The organism is Saccharopolyspora aridisoli, assembly GCF_004348445.1.
Classification (GTDB): Bacteria; Actinomycetota; Actinomycetes; order Mycobacteriales; family Pseudonocardiaceae; genus Saccharopolyspora; species Saccharopolyspora aridisoli.
In genome coordinates this window covers 49,997-68,137 of record NZ_SMKV01000020.1, presented here as the reverse complement: position 1 = coordinate 68,137, position 18,141 = coordinate 49,997, and the positions used below count along the sequence as shown (strand labels likewise).

17 protein-coding genes are annotated in these 18,141 nt (G+C 67.9%); 3 read left to right on the top strand and 14 right to left on the bottom strand.

What is annotated here, in order from left to right; all coding sequences use genetic code 11:
• Nucleotides 1-96: 96 nt before the first annotated feature.
• The 11 genes from rpsI to E1161_RS17110 form a co-directional block, all read right to left on the bottom strand.
• Nucleotides 97-582, bottom strand: coding sequence for a 30S ribosomal protein S9 (rpsI, locus tag E1161_RS17160; protein WP_132624540.1), 486 nt, complete (start codon nt 580-582; stop codon nt 97-99).
• Between the two features lie 8 nt (nt 583-590).
• Nucleotides 591-1,037, bottom strand: coding sequence for a 50S ribosomal protein L13 (gene rplM, locus E1161_RS17155; RefSeq protein ID WP_132624452.1), 447 nt, complete (start codon nt 1,035-1,037; stop codon nt 591-593).
• Between the two features lie 416 nt (nt 1,038-1,453).
• A complete protein-coding gene (locus E1161_RS17150) occupies nt 1,454-1,744 on the bottom strand; it encodes a WXG100 family type VII secretion target (protein WP_132624450.1) in 291 nt (96 codons plus the stop codon).
• Between the two features lie 65 nt (nt 1,745-1,809).
• The gene (locus E1161_RS17145) at nt 1,810-2,121 is read right to left on the bottom strand and encodes a WXG100 family type VII secretion target (RefSeq protein WP_132624448.1); all 312 of its coding nucleotides are present in this window, start codon (nt 2,119-2,121) and stop codon (nt 1,810-1,812) included.
• Nucleotides 2,122-2,329: 208 nt separating this feature from the next.
• Complete coding sequence (locus E1161_RS17140; protein ID WP_132624446.1) at nt 2,330-4,144, bottom strand: type VII secretion-associated protein; 1,815 nt, start codon at nt 4,142-4,144, stop codon at nt 2,330-2,332.
• A gap of 433 nt (nt 4,145-4,577) precedes the next feature.
• Complete coding sequence (locus tag E1161_RS17135) at nt 4,578-5,393, bottom strand: ESX secretion-associated protein EspG (protein WP_132624444.1); 816 nt, start codon at nt 5,391-5,393, stop codon at nt 4,578-4,580.
• A 31-nt stretch (nt 5,394-5,424) separates the two neighbouring features.
• Nucleotides 5,425-6,780 (bottom strand): hypothetical protein, encoded by a 1,356-nt coding sequence (locus tag E1161_RS17130; protein WP_207920279.1) that lies wholly within the window; start codon nt 6,778-6,780, stop codon nt 5,425-5,427.
• 21 nt (nt 6,781-6,801) lie between these two features.
• The gene (locus tag E1161_RS17125; RefSeq protein ID WP_165939831.1) at nt 6,802-7,332 is read right to left on the bottom strand and encodes a DUF3558 family protein; all 531 of its coding nucleotides are present in this window, start codon (nt 7,330-7,332) and stop codon (nt 6,802-6,804) included.
• 13 nt (nt 7,333-7,345) lie between these two features.
• Nucleotides 7,346-7,741, bottom strand: coding sequence for a hypothetical protein (locus E1161_RS17120; protein ID WP_235875095.1), 396 nt, complete (start codon nt 7,739-7,741; stop codon nt 7,346-7,348).
• Nucleotides 7,742-7,879: 138 nt separating this feature from the next.
• Nucleotides 7,880-8,065 (bottom strand): DUF397 domain-containing protein, encoded by a 186-nt coding sequence (locus E1161_RS17115; protein WP_132624440.1) that lies wholly within the window; start codon nt 8,063-8,065, stop codon nt 7,880-7,882.
• Nucleotides 8,062-8,904, bottom strand: coding sequence for a helix-turn-helix domain-containing protein (locus E1161_RS17110; RefSeq protein ID WP_132624438.1), 843 nt, complete (start codon nt 8,902-8,904; stop codon nt 8,062-8,064). The genes E1161_RS17115 and E1161_RS17110 overlap by 4 nt, the downstream gene beginning before the upstream one ends.
• 113 nt (nt 8,905-9,017) lie before the next feature.
• Here E1161_RS17110 and E1161_RS17105 point away from each other — a divergent pair, with 113 nt between their 5' ends.
• Nucleotides 9,018-9,239, top strand: a complete 222-nt coding sequence (locus tag E1161_RS17105) for a zinc finger protein (protein ID WP_132624436.1) — start codon at nt 9,018-9,020, stop codon at nt 9,237-9,239.
• Nucleotides 9,240-9,315: 76 nt separating this feature from the next.
• On the opposite strand, the gene eccCa is transcribed toward E1161_RS17105, so the two are convergent.
• Nucleotides 9,316-13,401, bottom strand: coding sequence for a type VII secretion protein EccCa (gene eccCa, locus E1161_RS17100; protein WP_132624434.1), 4,086 nt, complete (start codon nt 13,399-13,401; stop codon nt 9,316-9,318).
• Between the two features lie 311 nt (nt 13,402-13,712).
• On the opposite strand from eccCa, the gene eccD reads away from it, so the two are divergent.
• The gene (gene eccD / locus E1161_RS17095) at nt 13,713-15,155 is read left to right on the top strand and encodes a type VII secretion integral membrane protein EccD (protein ID WP_132624432.1); all 1,443 of its coding nucleotides are present in this window, start codon (nt 13,713-13,715) and stop codon (nt 15,153-15,155) included.
• A gap of 14 nt (nt 15,156-15,169) precedes the next feature.
• Nucleotides 15,170-16,558 (top strand): type VII secretion-associated serine protease mycosin, encoded by a 1,389-nt coding sequence (mycP, locus tag E1161_RS17090; protein WP_132624430.1) that lies wholly within the window; start codon nt 15,170-15,172, stop codon nt 16,556-16,558.
• Nucleotides 16,559-16,719: 161 nt separating this feature from the next.
• Here mycP and E1161_RS17085 read toward each other — a convergent pair whose 3' ends face one another.
• Nucleotides 16,720-17,817 (bottom strand): WXG100 family type VII secretion target, encoded by a 1,098-nt coding sequence (locus tag E1161_RS17085; protein WP_132624428.1) that lies wholly within the window; start codon nt 17,815-17,817, stop codon nt 16,720-16,722.
• A 2-nt stretch (nt 17,818-17,819) separates the two neighbouring features.
• Nucleotides 17,820-18,131: a DUF2563 family protein gene (locus tag E1161_RS17080; RefSeq protein WP_132624426.1), complete on the bottom strand. Its 312-nt coding sequence runs from the start codon at nt 18,129-18,131 to the stop codon at nt 17,820-17,822.
• Between the last annotated feature and the right edge of the window lie 10 nt (nt 18,132-18,141).

The following is an 18,141-nucleotide window of genomic DNA, read 5'->3' as shown; positions in this document are numbered from 1 at the left end:
TTCCGAGCACGACCACCCAAGGCCCGGAAACGACTGCGGGAGCAGGTTCGCCCGAGTGGGGTGAACCTGCTCCCGCAGGTGATGCTGGGGTACGCGTCAGCGCTTGCTGTACTGCGGCGCCTTGCGCGCCTTCTTGAGGCCGTACTTCTTGCGCTCCTTCTCCCGCGAGTCACGGGTGAGCATGCCGGCCTTCTTCAGCGCCGGGCGGTCCTCCGAGTCGAAGGCGGTCAGCGCGCGGGCGATCGCCATGCGCAGCGCACCGGCCTGGCCCGACGGGCCGCCACCGCTCAGGGTCGCGAGCACGTCGAAGTTCTCGAGGCGCTCGACGGTGACCAGCGGCTCCTTGATGAGCTGCTGGTGGACCTTGTTCGGGAAGTAGTCCTCGAGGGTCTTGCCGTTGAGCTTGAAGCCGCCGTTGCCCGGCACCAGCCGGACGCGGACCACGGCTTCCTTGCGGCGACCAACGGTCTGAACCGCGCCACCGGTCGGAACCGGAACGGGAGCGGGGGCCGGGGTCTCGTCAGCGGCGACGGCCTCGACCGTCTCCTCCGCGGCAGCGGTCACTGCCTCTTCCTGCTGCAGTTCGTCAGTCACTTCTCGACCTTCGCCTTAATCTCGAACGCCTGCGGGTTCTGGGCCTGGTGCGGGTGCTCCGGACCGGCGTAGACCTTGAGCTTCTTGCCCATGGCCCGGCCGAGCTTGTTCTTCGGGAGCATGCCCTTGATCGCCTTCTCCAGCAGCCGCTCGGGGTGCGAGTCGAGCACCTGGCCGAAGGACTGCTTGCGCAGACCACCCGGGTACCCGGAGTGCCGGTAGTGGAACGCCTGCTCGCGCTTGTTACCGGTGAGGGCCACCTTCTCGGCGTTGATGATGACGACGAAGTCACCGGTGTCGACGTGCGGCGCGTAGGTGGGCTTGTGCTTGCCGCGCAGCAGCGTCGCGGCCTGAGTTGCCAACCGGCCGAGCACCACATCCTCGGCGTCGATCACATGCCAGGCGCGGGTCACCTCGCCGGGCTTCGGGCTGTACGTGCGCACGGGTCTACCTCGTCGTCGTTCGCGTCGGAATCTCAGTGCGGAGCCCGTCTCGATCACGTCGGACAGTTCGCACGAGGTCTTCTCGTGGAACCGGCACGTCCGCCAGTACCGCCGCCGGGACCGTGACACGCTTTCGCGAGTCCGTTCCGCTGGCGCGAACTGCAGCCGCGCACCGCACAACAAAGAATGAGGGTACTTGGTGGCTTCTGGCCCGGTCAAAACGGGTCCTCGGTTGCTAATTCGAGGTTCTGACCTGGCAGATTGCCGAAACCAGCATAGCCAATGCCCGCTGGTGCCCGGCGGGGGCCCCGGCAAAGCCGACCGGACCTCCGCAAACGGAGATCCACCGCCGGACGCGTTGATGGCCCCGGCGAAAGCACCGGAGCCATCAACGCGGGAATCAGTGCGAGGTGAGCTCAGCCACCGAAACGGCCGGCGTTCTTCTTCTCGCCGGCCTGGAAGGACTCGTTGGCCGCACCCACGGCCATGCCCATCTTGGCAGCGGTCTCCTGCATCTTGGCGGCCTCCGCGTCCCAGGACGCCTGAGCCTCCTGGTAAGCGGCCACGGCCTCGCCCTCCCAGGTGGAGACGAGCTTCTGGATCTTGCCCTCCAGGTCGTCCAGCTCACCCTGGATCTTCTGGGCAGCGGCCTGCAGGTCGTCGGAAGCCTGCTGCAGCTCCGCGAAGTTGACGTTGATCTCGCTCATTACCTGTCCCCTCGAATGCGTCTAGATCATCAAATGTGGAATCTGCGAAGAATGCGGAAGCGAAATCAGCCGTCGAGCATGCTGGTGATCTTGGAGATCTCCTGCGCCTGCTCCTCCTGGACCTGCGCGTAGTCCTGACCCGAGGACTGCACGTTCTGCCCCAGCTCGTCCAGCTTCTGGATGATCGTCTTGCCGCTCTGCTCGTACTGCTCCATCAGCTTGCGGAAGACGTCGGCGGCGGCACCCTTCCAGTTCTGCACCGGGCCCTCGAGCTGGCCCTGCAGCTGCTGCAGCGCCTGCTCGACCGCGTTGCGCGCCTCGTCGATGTCAACCGACGCCTGCTGGATCGCCTCGGTGTCCGCACCAATTCCAGCCATCTCTGGATGACCCCCTTCAAACTCGGTATCAAGCTCTGATGAACCTGCGACGCAGACATTGCCATGTCCGGTTCCCCGTTGTCCTGGATTTCTCGGCAAGCCGTTGCTGTTGTGAACGCGAAAACTGGAACCCGCCGGTCAACACCGGTTTTGCGGTTGCGAAAACCTCAAACGTGGTTCGGCCGAACGAAGCCCGTTCGCGAATGCATCAGCCGATCCCGAGTGAACCCACGACCTGTTCGCAAGCGCGAACGACGTCGTCCTTCCCCTGCGGTCCGTACTTGCATCCCACGCTCACTTTGAATTGACCTTTGTACAGCGTGTACCACTCGACGGTCGCCTCCGGCAGCGTTTCCCGGTAGTACACGACGTCCCGGCCGGCGAAGCTGGTGGACGGCGTGAACAGCGAGAACTTCTCGCCCGCCGCAACGCTCTCCTCGTACTCGCCGCGCAACAGCTGCACCGCCCGGTTGCGGTCGCCGTCGGTGTCGAAGGTCAGCCGCCCCTCCTCGACGGCGACCAGCGATCCCTGCGGTCCGTCGCCGGGCGCGAGAAGCGTCTGGAACTTCGTCGCATCGCCGCCCAGCGGACGCCAGTCGCCGGGGTAGGAGAAGTGGTAGTCGTAGGCGGCCATCTGCTGCGCGGGCACGAGCGGATCGGCCTGCGGCCGGTTGCCGGTGAGCAGCAGCGCGGCCGCTCCGGCCGCCGCGACCAGCGCCACGGCCCCGGCGCCGACGCCGACGCCGACCAGCCACGGGGCCTTCCGCTTGCGCTTGAGCTTCGCTGGTCTGGTCACCGGGCGGGTCGGTTCGTCGCCGGTCATGACCGCCGGTCTGGGGCGGCTCGGCGCCTCACCCCTGGTGGGCTGGTGCCCCGGCAGCGGGTAGTCGCGGACGGTCGTGCCGCCCGCCCACGCTCCGGTGGGAGCCAGACCGCCGCTGCGCCCGGGGTCGAGCCGGACCGCGCGCAAAGCGCCTCGGGCGACCACGGTTTCGGGCTGGTCGAGGGTCGCCGGGACGACGCCGGTGCGCTCGTGGATCAGTCGCGCCACCATCGGGATCCGGCTGGAACCGCCGACGAGGAAAACCCCGGCGAGCTGCCCGCGCGGGACCTGCCCGTCGCGCAGTGTCGCCAGCACCAGCTCCGCGGCCTTCGCCAGCGGGGCCGCGATGAGCTTCTCGAGGTCGGCCCGGGTGACGTGGGCGTCGGCGAACGGCGGCGGCATGGGGACGTCGGTGTAGGCGTGGCGGGACAGCGTCTCCTTCGCGCCGCGCACGTCCTGCCGCAGCACGCGACGACGTCGCCGGTCAGGCATCTCGCGGCCCTCGACGAGCTTGCGCCACGCGTCCGGATCAGCAGTGCCGACGAGCTCGCCGACGTGTTCCAGCAGCAGCTGGTCGATGTCCGCGCCGCCGAAGTTCGGTTCGCCCTTGGTGGCCAGGACCTGGAAGGACGCGCCCTGCTTGCGCACCACGGAGGCGTCGATGGTGCCGCCGCCGAGGTCGAGGACCGCCAGCGCACCTCCGTCGGGCAGGCCGTTGCCAGCCGAGTGGAAGACGGCTGCGGCGACCGGTTCGGGCACCAGGACGATCTCCTTGCCCAGGCCGGCAGCGGCCTGCCGGAGCTCAGCGGCGCGCACGGAACCCCAGTCTGCGGGGTGGGTCAGGACGAGGAGGTCGACGGCGATCCCGCCCGCGACGCGGCGGGCCTCGCCGACCGCGCGGTGCAGGACGGCCCTGATGACGTCGCCGACCTTGAGCACGGCGCTGCCGAGCAGCAGCTCACCCTCGTCGATGCGACGTTTGGGGTGCGGTTCGAAGCGAGCGGGGTCGACCGCGGCCTGGCGTTCGGCCTCATGACCTACGAACAGCGTGCCGTCGGCTGCCGCGAACACCGCGGAGGGCACCAACGGCTGCCCGTCGATGACGACCACCTGTGGCTCGGCACCGCCGACCGAGACCACCGTGCATGTGCTCGATGTGCCGAAGTCGATCGAGACGTGCAGGGACACCCAGAACTCCATTCACCGTCGCCGAAGCGCTCGTCGGCGGCGACGTCGTCATCCGGCCCGCCGTACCGGCGGCACCGTCCCCCGGGGGAGCACCCTAGAGCCACCCGCCACCCCGCACCAACATCCACACGCGACCCGCCGACGACTTTGGGTGATCGCCCCGGTGAGAGACGACCCACCACACCTGCGAATGCAGACCCGACCTGATGCGGACCGACTCAGCTCCCGCCACCAACGACCGCCCACCACCAACACCGGGTGTTCCCAACGTCCCCGACACACCACCCAAGCCCACCTGAGTGGGTGGAGTCTCGGGTTCAGTGGAAATCAGGACCCCGATTTCCACTGAAACCCGATGCCCGATTTCCACTGAGATCCGGTACCTGAGTTCCACTGAAATCCGGGATCTCATGGGAACCGCTGTCCTGGGTGGGGTGGGGGTGGATCAGTTCTTGGCTCGGGTGCGGACTTCTGCTACCCGGTTCTCGAGGGCTGCGGTCAGTTCTGCGGGGCCCAGGCCTGCTAGGACGATCTCCGGACCCACGCCTGGGCGATGCTGTTGGGTGAGGCCGTAGCGGCCGTCCGGTTCCGGGGCGTCGAACCACTTGAGGACCGCGGAGCGGTGCGTTCGGCCCAGGCGGTCGCGGAGGTTGGCCGTGAACTGGCCGTCGCGGTGGTGCTCGGCTTCGACGAAGGCTAGGAGGGTTTCGGCGGCCGGTGCTTTGCGCGGACCCGCGGACTGCATGTGGTCGATGCCCTCGAAGTCGTCCGACGGCTTCTGAGCAGCCAGGTCGGCCGACGGGACCGCCAGGCGGGGACGTGTGCCGACGGGCGCGGGCGGCATGCCCTGCACCGCGGCGGCGCCCACCGAGGTTCGCGGCAGCACCGAGATCCGCAGGTCACCGCCGTATTTCTCGGTGTCTCCGGACTGCTGGACGAGCAGCAGCGCGCCCTGCTCGGTGGCCACCGACAGCAACCTGAACGGGGATTCGGCGGTGTCGTCGGGCATCCAGAGCCCTTCGATCCACAAGCCCGGTTTCGCCAGCTGCCCGAGGACTTCGGCGAAGCGCTGGGTCAGGCCGTTCTGCCCGAGCAGACCGGCTTTCTGCAGCTCGGGAAGGCTGCGCTGACGCAGCACGGCACGCTCTTCGAGCGTCTCACCGTGCGAGCGGACGGAGATCGGGAACGGGTACTCGTCGAACCCGCCGATCTCCCAGCACAGGTCGAACCACAGCGGTGGCAGCAGCCAACGCTCGGACAAGCTTCCTCCCCCAGCTACGCCGAACCGCTCGTCACTCGCCGAAAACGGGAGGCGCGGTCTTCGGCATGTCGTCCATCCAGATGTCTTCTTGCTCTTCGAGCCACGAGGGACGCTCGTGCTCGTTGTCCTCGGAACCTTCGCCGCGCTGACCCGCACCGGCACCGGCTCCGGGGGCGCCCGCGGCACCACGACCAGCGGCACCCGCACCCGCAGCGCCCGCACCGGCACCCGCGCCGAGACCGCCCATCCCGGCTCGGCCACCAGCGCCCATGCCGCCACCGACCTTGCCTCCGGCACCCATGCCTGCGCCCGCACGGCGAGCACCGCCCATGCCGCCGGCACCACGACCGCCCGCGCCCGCGCCCGCACCGGCTCCCGGCGGCATCCCGCCGACGAACCCGGCAGACGGCCCGCCCGGACCGGGACTCATCCCGGGCGGCGTGCCGCCACCGGCACCAGGACCCGTCGGCGACGGCGAAGCCCACTGCGAACTGCTCTGAGCAGGCGACGAACCACCCGAGGAGCCCCCGGCAGAACCACCGCCGAGCGACGAGCCGGAATAGCCGCCGCCACCGGACCCCGAACCCGAACCGGACCCGCCGGGATCCGCACCGCCGGGGTCACCGGAACCAGGCGGTGGCGGCGGAGGAGCCAGCGGGTTCACCGGCGGCGGGAACGTCGGAGTGCTCGTGTCGACGGCCTGGTAGCCCTTGCCGTAGACGTTCTCCGCGACCTGCCGCGCCTGCTGATCGGCTTCTCGCTGCTCGCGCATCTGCGCGGCGCCGTCCATGAGACCGCCCATCGGCCCCATCGCTGTCGCGATCATCCCGCGGGTCGTGTCGTACCCGGCGGGCGGCTGCAGGGATGCTTTGGTCTGCTCGGCTGCGACCCCGGCTTCTTGGATCTTCAGGCCCGTTCCGCGCACCGAGTCACCGAAGGCACGACCCCACTCCTGCAGCGGCTTCGACGCGTTGAACCCGGCCTCGGCCGCCTGACCGCGCATCCCGTCACCAGCTGCGGCGCGAGCCCTCTGATCCAAGTTACCGAAGATCTCGGCGATGTCGGCGCCGATCTTCTCCCACGCCCGACCGAATTTCGCGATCTCCTCGGGATTCAGCGACGGCTTGAGCTGGTTGGCGAGCCGGGCCTGGTCCCAGTTCTCCCAGTTGTCCTGCTGGGTGATCGACGCGGGGTCGTGTCCATCGAGCTGGAGGTTCTGCTGCTGCTGGGTGAGCGCCTTGAGGTCATGGCGCCCGTCCTTGGCCGCAGCTTCGCGTGCCAGCCGAGCTTCCTCCTGCGCGGAGGTCTCACCACCGACAGCGCCGACGAACGCATCACCAGCAGACGAGGCGACGCCGCCGACGAAGTCGGTGAACCCGTTCCCCATGTCGTTCCCCCTCGACAGTTCCTACTTCGGCAGCTTCGGCTCGACGACCTGCGCGATCTCCATCGCCTTGGCACAGGTGGCGTCGTCGTTCTGGTAGCTCGCCGAAGATGTTGTCACCTGGATGGACACAGAACCCTGCCCAACAAAGACGGCCTGGCTGCATACCCCGTTCCCGACCGATGCAGTCGAGACCATCTTTGCGCCGTCGCGCTGCCCGACCTTGTTCGTCTCGAAGACAGCCATGTTCGAACGACGACTTTCCCAATAAGCCAAGGAGCTCTGCTCACCCTTCACGACGGACAGATCAAGAGCGTCGCCGCTGAACTCGCACGCCTTCTCACCAATGCCCTGGTCTAGGGGCTCACCAGGCGCGCTCACGCCCAAAGCCCGCAGGTCCTGTTCCCCGAACACCTGGCACGGGTCCACCGATGCCAGCACGTTCGGCGCTGACTCTGGTGCCCCTTGCTGCGCGCCTCCGCCAGCGGAGCCGCAGCCACCAACAGTCACCGCGAACCCTGCAAGCAGCACGGCACCAATTCGTGTTTTTCGCATACCCACCATCAGATCAGACGCGTCCTACGCGCCGGGAGTGTTCTTCGTCGGTGTTCTGCATTTCGCGAGACGAATCCCGGTATGCCTGCGCCATGTCGCGCAGGGTCTGCTCCATCTTGAACAGAATCGCTTGGAGACCAGTGTCCGGCGCACGAAGCTTGTCTGAGAACTTTTGCTCAAGCTGGCGCCCGATGAAGCAATCACCAAACGACTCGCTGAGGAAAAGCCGCTCGGCGCGGGATCGCTGTTGCCGAAGGTCGTCGGCCTTCTCGTCGTAGACCTTGGCGACCGCTTCGGCCCTCTCCGGGTCCATGACGAGTTGGCCGTTGTCGACGGCTGCTCGCAGGCCGGCCGACTGGCCTTCGAGCGCTGAGGCGCCGGCGGCTAAGCCTTCCATCCCGGTGGTCATCGAGAGCCCCCTCCACGTTCGTGATCATGAACGTCACTCAACCGAGCGATCACGAACGCAGAGGGTACAAGGGGGCAGTCTGGCATGGGGGCGGATTCGAGGGAGGTAGCTCACATGCCAGCCGAACAGCCCAAACCCTCAGCCGAATCGGCGTAGCCCGTCCACGAAATCGGCCCATCGCTCCTGGGGGAACACCAGTACATCGCCTTCGCGGTTCTTGGAATCCCTGACTCCGACGACCTCCGGAGCTCTCCCAACCTCAACGCAGTCCGCCTGCGCTCCGCTGTAGGAGGACTTGTGCCAGTCGGCTAACTCGCTCTTCATGCCGCCTCACCCTCGTACTTCTTCAGGTACGTGCTCACGATCTCCACCGAGGAAGCCGGATCCGCAGCCTGCACGTCAAGGCTTTTCACAGCCTCGTCGAACAAGCTCACATCTTCAGGCTCGTCGATGAAAGCACCAGAGCTTCGACCTTCCAAGAAGACGATCGGGCGAGCTCTTACGAATTCCATGACCACGAAGGTCCCGCTCAAGCCAGCGTGCGCGCCAACCTCAAGCGGAAGGACGCGCAGCGTGATGTTGGGCGCGTCAGCTGCTGAAACGAGCTTCCGGAGCTGCTCAGCCATCACACGAGCGCCGCCGACAGGGCGTAGCAGTGCAGTTTCATCGACGAACGAACACAGCTCAGCCGGATCTTGCTTGCTCAGAACGCCCTGCCTGACCTGACGAATCGAGACGTGGTCATCGATCTCGTCGTCGGGGACGCTGCCCGCAACCATGATTTCCCGCGTGTACGCCCGGGTTTGGAACAGACCCGGGATCGTGTTCAACGAGGCATTGGTGATCCGAACCGCACGCTGCTCGGCGTCGATGAGAGCAGTCAGCTGTTCCGGCAACTCGCGACCGAGTTCCCACCACACGGGCTGGTCGATTTCGCGGGCCATCTTGAGCAGTCGATCACGGTCCGTGCCGGTGACGCGCAGGACGGCGAGGATCGCTGAGACGTCGGACTCCGCGATGCCCTGCTTGGCGTTCTCGACGCGACTGACCTTCGCCTCGGACCAGCCGAGCTGCTTTCCGACGAGCCGCATCGAGAGACCAACCTCGTTGCGAGCAGCCCGGAGTTCCTTGGCTAGCGCACGGGCGCGCGGGGAATTCGACACACAAGCACTTTACGGACGTTCATCAGCACTTTCGATACCCCCAATCGTGGACCTTGCAAGGCTTGCAGAAATCGCGAGAGCCTTTAACGACACCAACTCACTGGGGAGTCCCGATGCCTGCATACCTGACCTACGTGTGGCGGCCCGTTCCCGGGAAGCGGCACGCCTTCCCGGTCGCCGCGACCAAGCTCGCCCCCGAGGAGACCGCGACCGCCTACTGCGGAGCCGAAGTCGAGGCCGCGACGCTCCACGACCTCAACGAGATCGCCTGGATACTCGAACCCACCTGCATGGACTGCTGGAAGCACCTCGCCGGGAACCCGCCCACCAGGTAGCCGCGCAGCAGGTAGCCGCGCACCAAAAAAGCCTCCCCTCGAACCGGGTTCGAGGGGAGGCTCCTTCAGCGTCAGATCACTGCTGTTGTTCGGTGATCATGGCTGTTTGGATCATCTGCGGGCCGCCGCGGAGGGTGCGGCTGACGAGGGTGCCTCGGCCCGGGGGCAGCTGGCGGGACTTGATGTTGGCGACCAGCTGACCGTCGTCCTTGTTCGCGCTCATCGCCAGGCCGGGGGCCGACGTTTCGCGCATCTTGCCGATCAGCGGTTCGTACAACGCGCGTCCCGCACCGCCGGAGTTGCGGGCCAGGATGACGTGCAGTCCCACGTCGGCGGCCTGCGGGATGAACTCCGCCAGCGGGGCCAGCGGGTTGTTGCCCTGCGGTGCGACCAGTTCGTAGTCGTCGACGATGACGAACAGTTCCGGGCCCTTCCACCAGGAGCGGTCGCGCAGCTGTTCCTGCGTGACGTCGGGTCCGGGCAGTCGCTTCTTCAGCGAGGCGCAGACGTCCTTGACGTTGGACTTGAGCTGATCGGCGCCGACCGAGTACTCCAGCAGGTGGGAGTTGAGGAAGCCCAGCATCGAGCGCCGGTAGTCGACCAGCAGGATCAGTGCTTCCTTGGGCGTGTAGCGCTCGGTGATGCCCCGCACGATCGTCTTGAGCAGCGCGGTCTTGCCCGATTCCCGCTCGCCGAAGGCGTAGAAGTTCGGCTCGGCGCGGAAGTCCAGGTACACCGGGTGCAGGCCGTCCTCGTTGATGCCGATCGGCACCAGCTTCGGGTTCGGCTGCTGCTCCGGACGCGGCAGCTGCTGGTAGGGCAGCAGTTCCGGCAGCAGGCGCACCTGCGGGGCCGGACGGCCCTTCCAGGAGCTCTTGACCCGGTTGACCAGGTCGGCCACGCCCTCGGAGACGTCGTCGTTGTAGAGCTCCCAGCCCATCCGGGCCGGACGCCGCTCGTCCTCGGCTGCCTGCGCCTCGACCGCGATCCGGTCGCCGATCTTCTCGCTGTCCACCCGAGGCAACGCCGTCAGGAAGTGCAGCTTCGACTCGTGCATACCGCGTCCCGGACGGCCCTGCGGGACCTTCACCGCCGCCTTGCGGTCGATCTCCGACTCGCTCGGATCACCCAGTCGCAGCTCGATGCGCGTCTGGATCAGGTCCTTCATCGCCGGCCGGATCTCCGCCCACCGGGTGGCCGTGATGAACACGTGCACACCGAAGGCCAGACCGTTGGAAGCCAGGTTCAGCACGTCCTGCTCGAGGGCCTCGAACTCCTCGCGGAACGCCCGCCACCCGTCGATCACCAAGAACAGATCACCGTAGGGGTCGTCGTCGAACTCACCGCGACGCTTGCGGTTGCGGTAGTCGTTCATCCCCTCGACGCCGTGCTGCTGGAACCGGCCCTCACGCTCGGCCAGCACAGCCTTGAGCTCGGCGATCGACCGGCGAACCGTGTCCGGGTCACGACGCGAACCGTAACCACCCACGTGCGGCAAACCCCGCAGCGTGGTCAGCGAACCACCACCCAGATCAACGCAGTAGAACTGCATCTCCTGCGGCGTGTGCGTCAACGCCGCCGAAGCGATGATCGTCCGGATCGTGTTCGACTTGCCCGAACCCACACCACCGACCACAGCACCATGACCACCCTGACCCGACAGGTCGAGTGTCATCGCGTCCTGACGCTGGTGGTACGGAACGTCGATGATGCCGATCGGGATCTGCAACCGGGAGCTGCCCGAGTACCCGGCGGCGGTGTAGCCGCGGTCGTCGGTGGACTGCAGCGGCGGCAGCAGGGTGTCCAGAGTGGCCGGAGCGTCCAGCGGCGGCAGCCAGACCTGGTGCGCCGGTGGCGCGGCCAGCTTCTTGAACTTGTCGACGATGATCTGGAAGTCGGTGTACTCCGGCTCCTGAGCCTCTTCCTTGACCTCCGGCTCGTCCGACGTCTCCGGTTCCGGTGGCTTCTCGATGAAGTCCGGGATGAAGTAGCGCGGCATCTTCTCGCCGGTCACCGGCGAGGCCCCGCCCAGCATCGTCGGGCGACGACCGCTGGTCTGGTGCAGGTGGCCGGAGACGTAGGCCGCGCGGAAGCGGTCCATGCCGTTGGGGTGCTTGAGGTAGCCGTGACCACCGGTGGCCGGCAGGTCGGCGGCGTCCGGGACACCGATCGCCGCACGGGATTCCGCGGCGTTGAAGGTCTTCAGACCGATCCGGTAGGACAGGTGCGAGTCCAGACCGCGCAGCTTGCCCTCTTCCAGGCGCTGCGAAGCCAGCAGCAGGTGGACCTGCAGCGAACGACCCAGCCGACCGATCATCACGAACAGCTCGGCGAAATCCGGCTGCTGGGAGAGGAGTTCGGAGAACTCGTCGATGACCACGAACAGCGCCGGCAGCGGCTCCTGCGCGTGCTCGTCGCCGGCCTCGGCCATCTTCCGGTAGTCCCAGACGTTCTTCGCCCCCGCCTTGTTCAGGACCTCCTGACGGCGGTTCATCTCACCGGCCAGCGCGTCCTGCATCCGGTCGATCAGCGAGCCGTCGCCCGCCAGGTTGGAGATCGACGCCGACACGTGCGGGGTGTTGAACCCGTTGAACGTCGCGCCACCCTTGAAGTCGACCAGCACGAAGTTGAGCATCTGCGAGGAGTGCGTGGCCATCAAGCCCAGCACGATCGTGCGCAGGAACTCCGACTTGCCGGAACCGGTCGCACCGATGCACAGACCGTGCGGGCCCATACCGCCCGACGCGGTCTCCTTGATGTCCAGGTGCACGATCTCGCCCTGCTCACCGGGGCCGATCGCGACCTTGTAGAGGTCGTCGGTGGGACGCGGGCGCCACGCCTCGTTGAGGTCGAAGGTGACCACGTCACCGGCCAGACCCAGCTGCTCGATGTAGTTCAACGGCGTGGTCAGCGGCTCGTAGCTGCCCGAGTCGGTGTCGATGGCCGGACCACCGGCGACCCGGTACGGGGCCAGCTGGCGGGACAGCGATGTCGCCTCTTCCTCGGTCAGCGTGTCCGGCGTGCCGAACCACTCCACACCGGAACCACCGCGGGCACCGATGCGGTCCTCCTCCACGACCATCCGCATGCCGCGGCGAGCCGTGAGCGGCCCCAGCAGGTCGGACAGGTCGATCATCGTGACGCCCGCCAGGCCGCCCTCGACGTAGAGGGCTTCCTCGCGGCTGATCTCGGCGTCGTCGATCAGGATCACCACGTGCGGCTGACCGTCCGGCGGAGCCGCGTTGCGCTGGAAGCGCGGGCGGTCGGCCAGCTGCTCGGAGAGCATGCTCTCAACCGTGGCCAGCGAACCCGCCATCAGCCGCATCTGGCCGATGCCGTCGGTCTCGGTGGGGTGCTGCGCGTGCGGCAGCCACTTCACCCACTCCCACTCGCGGCGCGCCTGGCCGGAGCTGGCGACGGCGATGATCACGTCCTCGGGCGTGTGGAAGGCGGCCAGCTGGCAGATCATCGCGCGAGCGAGACCGCGCACCTGCTCCTTGTCGCCCTGCAGGCCCACCGCGGCGAAACCGCGCAGCGACGTCGCGATCGGCAGGTCCTGCACCAGCGAGTGCGCGCGCACGAAGCGGCGCAGCGCCAGCGTGGTGATCGGCTCCAACTCGTCGACCGGGCCGGTCTGCGGCGGGACCAGGCGGGTCTCCAGCCGCTGCGAACCGCGGCCAACGCGGACCTGGCAGAAGTCGTTGTCGTTGGGGCGGCGCTCCCACATCCGGCGGCTGCCGGCCGCCAGCGACCACAGGGTCTGCGGATCGGGGTGCACCCACTCACGGGCCAAGCGCTGCTCGTCCGCCGCCTCGCGGGCGCGGTCGCGCATCTGGCCGAGGTACCGCAGGTAGTCCTTGCGGTCCTCGTCCATCTCGGCCTTCTTCTGACTGCCGTCGCGGCCGCCGCCGGCCATCATCCCGAATGTTGAGATGAGCATCATCATCGGCATCATCATCATCATCGGGTTGTTCTGGGCCCGCGTGAACATGAAGGCCATCATTCCCAGCGAAGCCACGATCATCAGGCCCGGCAGGACCTTCTGAACGATGTTTCCCGGGATGGTCCGCGGAATTTCCGGCGGTGGTTCGAGGTGCACCTCCCCGCCCGGTGGCCTGGGAGCGGCCAGGCGTGGCGTTCGCTTGAACTGCAGCGTGCTCACCGGACGCAACAACCTTTCTCAGACGTGCCTGAAAACACCAGAAGACCTCCGGTGCTCGTCGAACTCGCAGCCAGCATTGTTCACTGCCGCGCAGCTCTGGATAACGGGGTACGGCTCAGCGTGACCAACCAGATACCAAGTAGTTGACACGAGTTCCGCCAAACCCGTCACCCGTGGACGGTCGGTGTGGCCATACTAGGGGCGCTCTCCGATCGGGCGGGTGGGTTTCGACAAGAAAACCCGGCCTTGGTTGGATCGAGCCCTCGACAAACGAATGCAAGGCAATCAACTTCAGGGAGTAGGGGGCCCAAGTGGCGACCGGGACCACGGTGTTCAGCCGCGTGACGGTGGTGGCGCCTACAACTCGTATCGACCTGGCGCTGCCTTCAGACGTATCGGTGGCGGACCTGCTGCCGATGCTGCTGGATATGGCCCGCGAGATGACCCCGGACGGCGGTTCGCGGCACGGCGGCTGGGTGTTGGCCAAGCTCGGTGAGAGCGCGGCCCTCGATCCGAGTCAGTCGCTGTCCTCGCAGGGAGTTGTCGACGGCGACATCTTGCAGCTGCGCCGCCGGTCGGACGACCCGCCGCCGCCGCTCTACGACGACGTCGTCGACGCGCTCGCGGAGGCCGAACCGGGCAGCTACCGGCCGTGGACGAAGGAGACCTCCGCGAAGGTCGGCCACGCCGCCGGCGCGCTGGGGCTCATCGCCGCCGCCGCCGCTCTCGGACTCGCAGGTCCCGCCGGGATGCTGCACCCGACCACCATCCACGGCACCACCGCGGTCGTGTTCCAGCTGGCGGCGGCCGTGACCGCGATGGTCATCGCGATCTTCGCGACCGGCATCGGCTCGATGGTCACCCGCGCCTACGCGGCCTCCACGACCGGAACGGTGATCGCCGGCGCCGGTGGTCTGCCGATGGCGTTCGTCGCCGGCTTCAACATGGTTCCCGGCAACACGCTGGAACCGCGGTTGCTGCTGGGCAGCGCGCTGGCGTTCATCTTCGCCTCGATCTCGATCATGGTGATCGGTGCGGGCATCGTGACGTTCATCGCGGCCGCCACGGCCGGAGCTTTCGGCACCATCGCCTTCGCCGTCGCGACGATCTTCTCGCAGGTCAGCGCCTCCAGCGTCGCCGCAGGCGCCGGTGCCGTGGCGCTGGCCGGGATCTCCCTGCTGCCGCGCATCACCATCCAGCTGTCGAAGCTGCCGCTGCCGCACGTTCCGGGCAGCGCGGAGGACCTCAAGGAGGACTCCGGGTTCCCCGACTACCGGATGATCGAGCGGCAGACCGGACTGGCCCACCAGTACATGACCGGTTTGATCATCGGTTGCGGCGTCGTCGCGGCCATCGGCGCCATGGTCGCCGCCGCGACCAACCCCATCTGGGGCTCGGCGTTCGCCGTCGTCGTCGCCGCTGTCCTGCTGCTGCGCGGCCGCAACTACGCCAACGGCAGCCAGGCGCTGGCGCTGCTGTTCAACGGTCTGCTGGCCTCGGCGGGCATCACCGTCGGACTGCTGGTGCAGGTCGCTGACAACCCGGTGTACGTGGCGGCCGTGTTCCCGCCGCTGCTGGTCCTCGGCGGCCTCGCGGTGATCTTCGGCGTCGTGTTCCCGAACCGCCGGTTCTCGCCGGTTCAGCGCCGGATGGTCGACATCCTCGAAGCCGTCCTGATCGCCCTGGTGCTCCCGCTGGCGCTGGCCGCGATGGACCTCTACATGGCCATCCGCGACCTGAACCTGAACTTCTAAGAGGGACCTCGCACATGGGCTTCAAGCACCCCCGCTCTCGCGGCGCACGGCGCGGACTCGCGCTGTGCGCCGCGGTGGGCGTCCTCGGGCTCAGCGGACCGATGGCCCCGGCCATCGCGCAGCAGGTGGGACCACCGCGGCTGGACCCCAGCAAGCAGACCGGGACGTCGCTCAAGCCGCAGAACTTCCCGCAGAAGCAAGGCTGCATGAACGGCAGTCCTGGCAGCACGATCCCGGAGAAGCCCTGGAGCCAGCTGGTCCTCGGTTACGAGCGGGCGCACGAGCTGGGATACACCGGGGCCAACGAGATGGTGGCCGTGATCGACACCGGTGTGAACAACCACCCGCGGCTGGGCACGGTTCTGCCCGGTGGCACCTCGATCACGTCCGACGGGCGGGGCACGGAGGACTGCGACGGGCACGGAACGATCGTGGCCGGCGTCATCTCCGCCGATCCCGATCCGACCGGTGAGACCGGCTACGTCGGTGTGGCGCCGGACTCGACGATCCTGTCGATCCGGCAGACGTCCAACCTCTTCGTCGACGACCAGACCAACGCCACGGTCGGCACCACCGAGACCATGGCGCAGGCGATCAACCTCGCGGCCTCGCGGGGCGCGGAGGTCATCAACATCTCGCAGTCCTCGTGCCAGCCGATCGCGCAGGCGAGCAGGTACGACGACTACGGCAACCAGATGTTGCACAACGCCGTCAAGAACGCCTACAACCAGGACATCGTGATCGTCGCCGCTGCGGGGAACGTCGGCGGGAACTGCCAGAAGAACTCGCCCGGCAGTCCGTCGACGGCCGTGCTGCCCGCGTGGTTCGACGACGAGGTGCTCACCGTGGCCTCGCTGAACCAGCAGGGAGCTCCGTCGGAGTTCACCGTCCCGGGTCCTTGGGTCGACGTGGCGGCTCCCGGTGAGAACCTGATCGCGCTCGACCCCGGCAACGGCGGAAGCGGTCTGGTCAGCCAGATCTCCGAGGGCGAGGACGGGCAGATGGGGCCGATCCAGGGCACGAGCTTCGCGGCTCCGTACGTGTCCGGGCTGGCTCTGCTGATCAAGCAGAAGTTCCCCACGATGTCGGCGGCCCAAGTCATGGAGCGGATCAAGACCACCGCTCTGCACCCGGGCGGCGTCAACGGGCGCAACGACATCGTCGGCTACGGCATGATCGACCCGATGGCCGCTCTGCAAGACGTGGTCCCGGCTGAGCACGGCAAGCAGGCGCCGCCGAAGAAGCCGACGCACCTCGCGGCGGATGCCCTGCAGCAGAAGGACTTCCCGGCCATCATCGTCGCCATCGGCGGTGCGGGAGCGGGAATCGCGGGCATCGTCTTCACGGCGTTCCTCGCCAACGCGGTCCGCAGCGTCCGCGCTCGGGCCCGCCAGAACCGCTGAGGCGCGACCTCCGCTGCGCTGGACCGAGAAAGGGGCCGTCTCCCCTGGGAGACGGCCCTTCCTCACATCCACACCGCGCGCCCCACAAAGTACCTCTCACCCGAACATCACAACACCCCCAACGCGTGGTGGGTGGTTGCGCAGCGGGAACGCGGAGTGGATCAACCTCGGGGCTTCGGAGGTGGGGCGTCGGCGATGCCCGCGGTGCCCGCTTCCGGCTTCGGCTTGGAGTCCACCTCTGGAGCCAGGGCCTCGTCGATCGAGGGCTTCGGCGGTGCCGCTTGCAGGGTCGAGGGCAGGTCCAACCCCCTCGGCGTCGTCTGCGCTTCCTCGGGCTTCTGATCCGCTTGGGACTGCTGGGAGTTCGCCTGCTCGCCGAAGACCGCTGGGGGCGCGTCAGGTTGGGCACCGAAGAGGTCTTCCGGGTTGGACTTGAGGCGGGAGGAGTTCTGGCGCTCCTGGTTGCCGCCACCTCGCTGGCCCATCGTTCCGCCCATCATGCCCATCGGCACCATTCCCATGCCGACGCCTGCCGCTCCCACGGCTGCGCCTGCGGCGATGCCACCCGCAGCGGCACCCGCGCCGGGTTGGTCCTCCCCCTGCCCGGACTCCGCCGACGCCGCAGTGGTCCCGGCGGGTTCCGTGGTCGCGGTGGCCTCGGAAGTTCCCGGAGCAGCCGGAGTTCCAGCGGAGACCTCGGCCGGTAGCTGAGCCTCCCAGCGACCGGGTTCGCGGGTCGCGACTCCGGCCACGTCGTCGCAGAGCCGGGTGAAGGCCATGTAGTAGTCCGCTATGGACTCCAGGAGCTCGCGGGCGGGTTCGGCGAGGTCGGCCAGGTGCTCGCGGGCGCGCTCGGCGTCGGCGGCCGTCATCGCGGCCCTGACGTCGTCGGCGGTCCTGGCGACCAGCTCGTTCAGACGTCTCTCCTGCGCACCGACGCCCTCCGCGGTGTGATCGAGGGCATCGGCGAGTCCTGTCATCGCATCGGCGAGGTCCTTGCCCGCGAGCCCGGCGTCGCGGACGTGCGCGACGAACGCCTCGGCGTCCGCGCCCTGCCACGCCGTGTCGATCCCGCCCAGCTCTCCGTCCACGTCACCTGAGGACTGCTCGACGACCTCGGCGGCCTCGCGCCACACCTGGGCGGCCGCGCGGAAATCCTCCGGCCTGCCCACGAGTTCGTCGACGGCGCTGGGTGGGAAGTACGGGACGTCGAGCTCCTCGGCGATGCCCGCGAGGTAGTGCTGGTGCTCGGTCGACATCGTCACGCCTCCTGCCTGCGCAGGTCAACAGCGCTGTCGTCGTCACCGGCGGAGTGGTGGTCGACCACCTCGCGCAGTTCGTCACCCGCGCTGGTCAGCGTCTCGGCGGCCTTGCGGTGCCGGTCCAGCAGCTGCTCGCGCAGCCGCTGATACGCATCGGGCGCACCAGATCTCCGGCCGATCTCGCCGAAGGACGCACCGGTGAGCTCCGCCTCCGCCAGTTTCGCCCGGCCGGTGGTGATGTCCTCACCGGCGTCCTTCACCTGCCGCGCGTGGGTCGACAGCCACTCGATGTCGATCCTGATCCCCGACATCCGCCCACCT

What these genes read in the sequence shown, in the direction of transcription:
- E1161_RS17145 (WP_132624448.1), bottom strand. Translation starts at nt 2,121, where the DNA reads ATGGCTGGAATTGGTGCGGACACCGAGGCGATCCAGCAGGCGTCGGTT.
- E1161_RS17085 (WP_132624428.1), bottom strand. Translation starts at nt 17,817, where the DNA reads ATGTCGACCGAGCACCAGCACTACCTCGCGGGCATCGCCGAGGAGCTC.
- E1161_RS17120 (WP_235875095.1), bottom strand. Translation starts at nt 7,741, where the DNA reads ATGACCACCGGGATGGAAGGCTTAGCCGCCGGCGCCTCAGCGCTCGAA.
- E1161_RS17080 (WP_132624426.1), bottom strand. Translation starts at nt 18,131, where the DNA reads ATGTCGGGGATCAGGATCGACATCGAGTGGCTGTCGACCCACGCGCGG.
- E1161_RS17130 (WP_207920279.1), bottom strand. Translation starts at nt 6,780, where the DNA reads ATGGGGAACGGGTTCACCGACTTCGTCGGCGGCGTCGCCTCGTCTGCT.
- E1161_RS17125 (WP_165939831.1), bottom strand. Translation starts at nt 7,332, where the DNA reads ATGCGAAAAACACGAATTGGTGCCGTGCTGCTTGCAGGGTTCGCGGTG.
- E1161_RS17105 (WP_132624436.1), top strand. Translation starts at nt 9,018, where the DNA reads ATGCCTGCATACCTGACCTACGTGTGGCGGCCCGTTCCCGGGAAGCGG.
- mycP (WP_132624430.1), top strand. Translation starts at nt 15,170, where the DNA reads ATGGGCTTCAAGCACCCCCGCTCTCGCGGCGCACGGCGCGGACTCGCG.
- E1161_RS17140 (WP_132624446.1), bottom strand. Translation starts at nt 4,144, where the DNA reads ATGGAGTTCTGGGTGTCCCTGCACGTCTCGATCGACTTCGGCACATCG.
- E1161_RS17115 (WP_132624440.1), bottom strand. Translation starts at nt 8,065, where the DNA reads ATGAAGAGCGAGTTAGCCGACTGGCACAAGTCCTCCTACAGCGGAGCG.
- E1161_RS17150 (WP_132624450.1), bottom strand. Translation starts at nt 1,744, where the DNA reads ATGAGCGAGATCAACGTCAACTTCGCGGAGCTGCAGCAGGCTTCCGAC.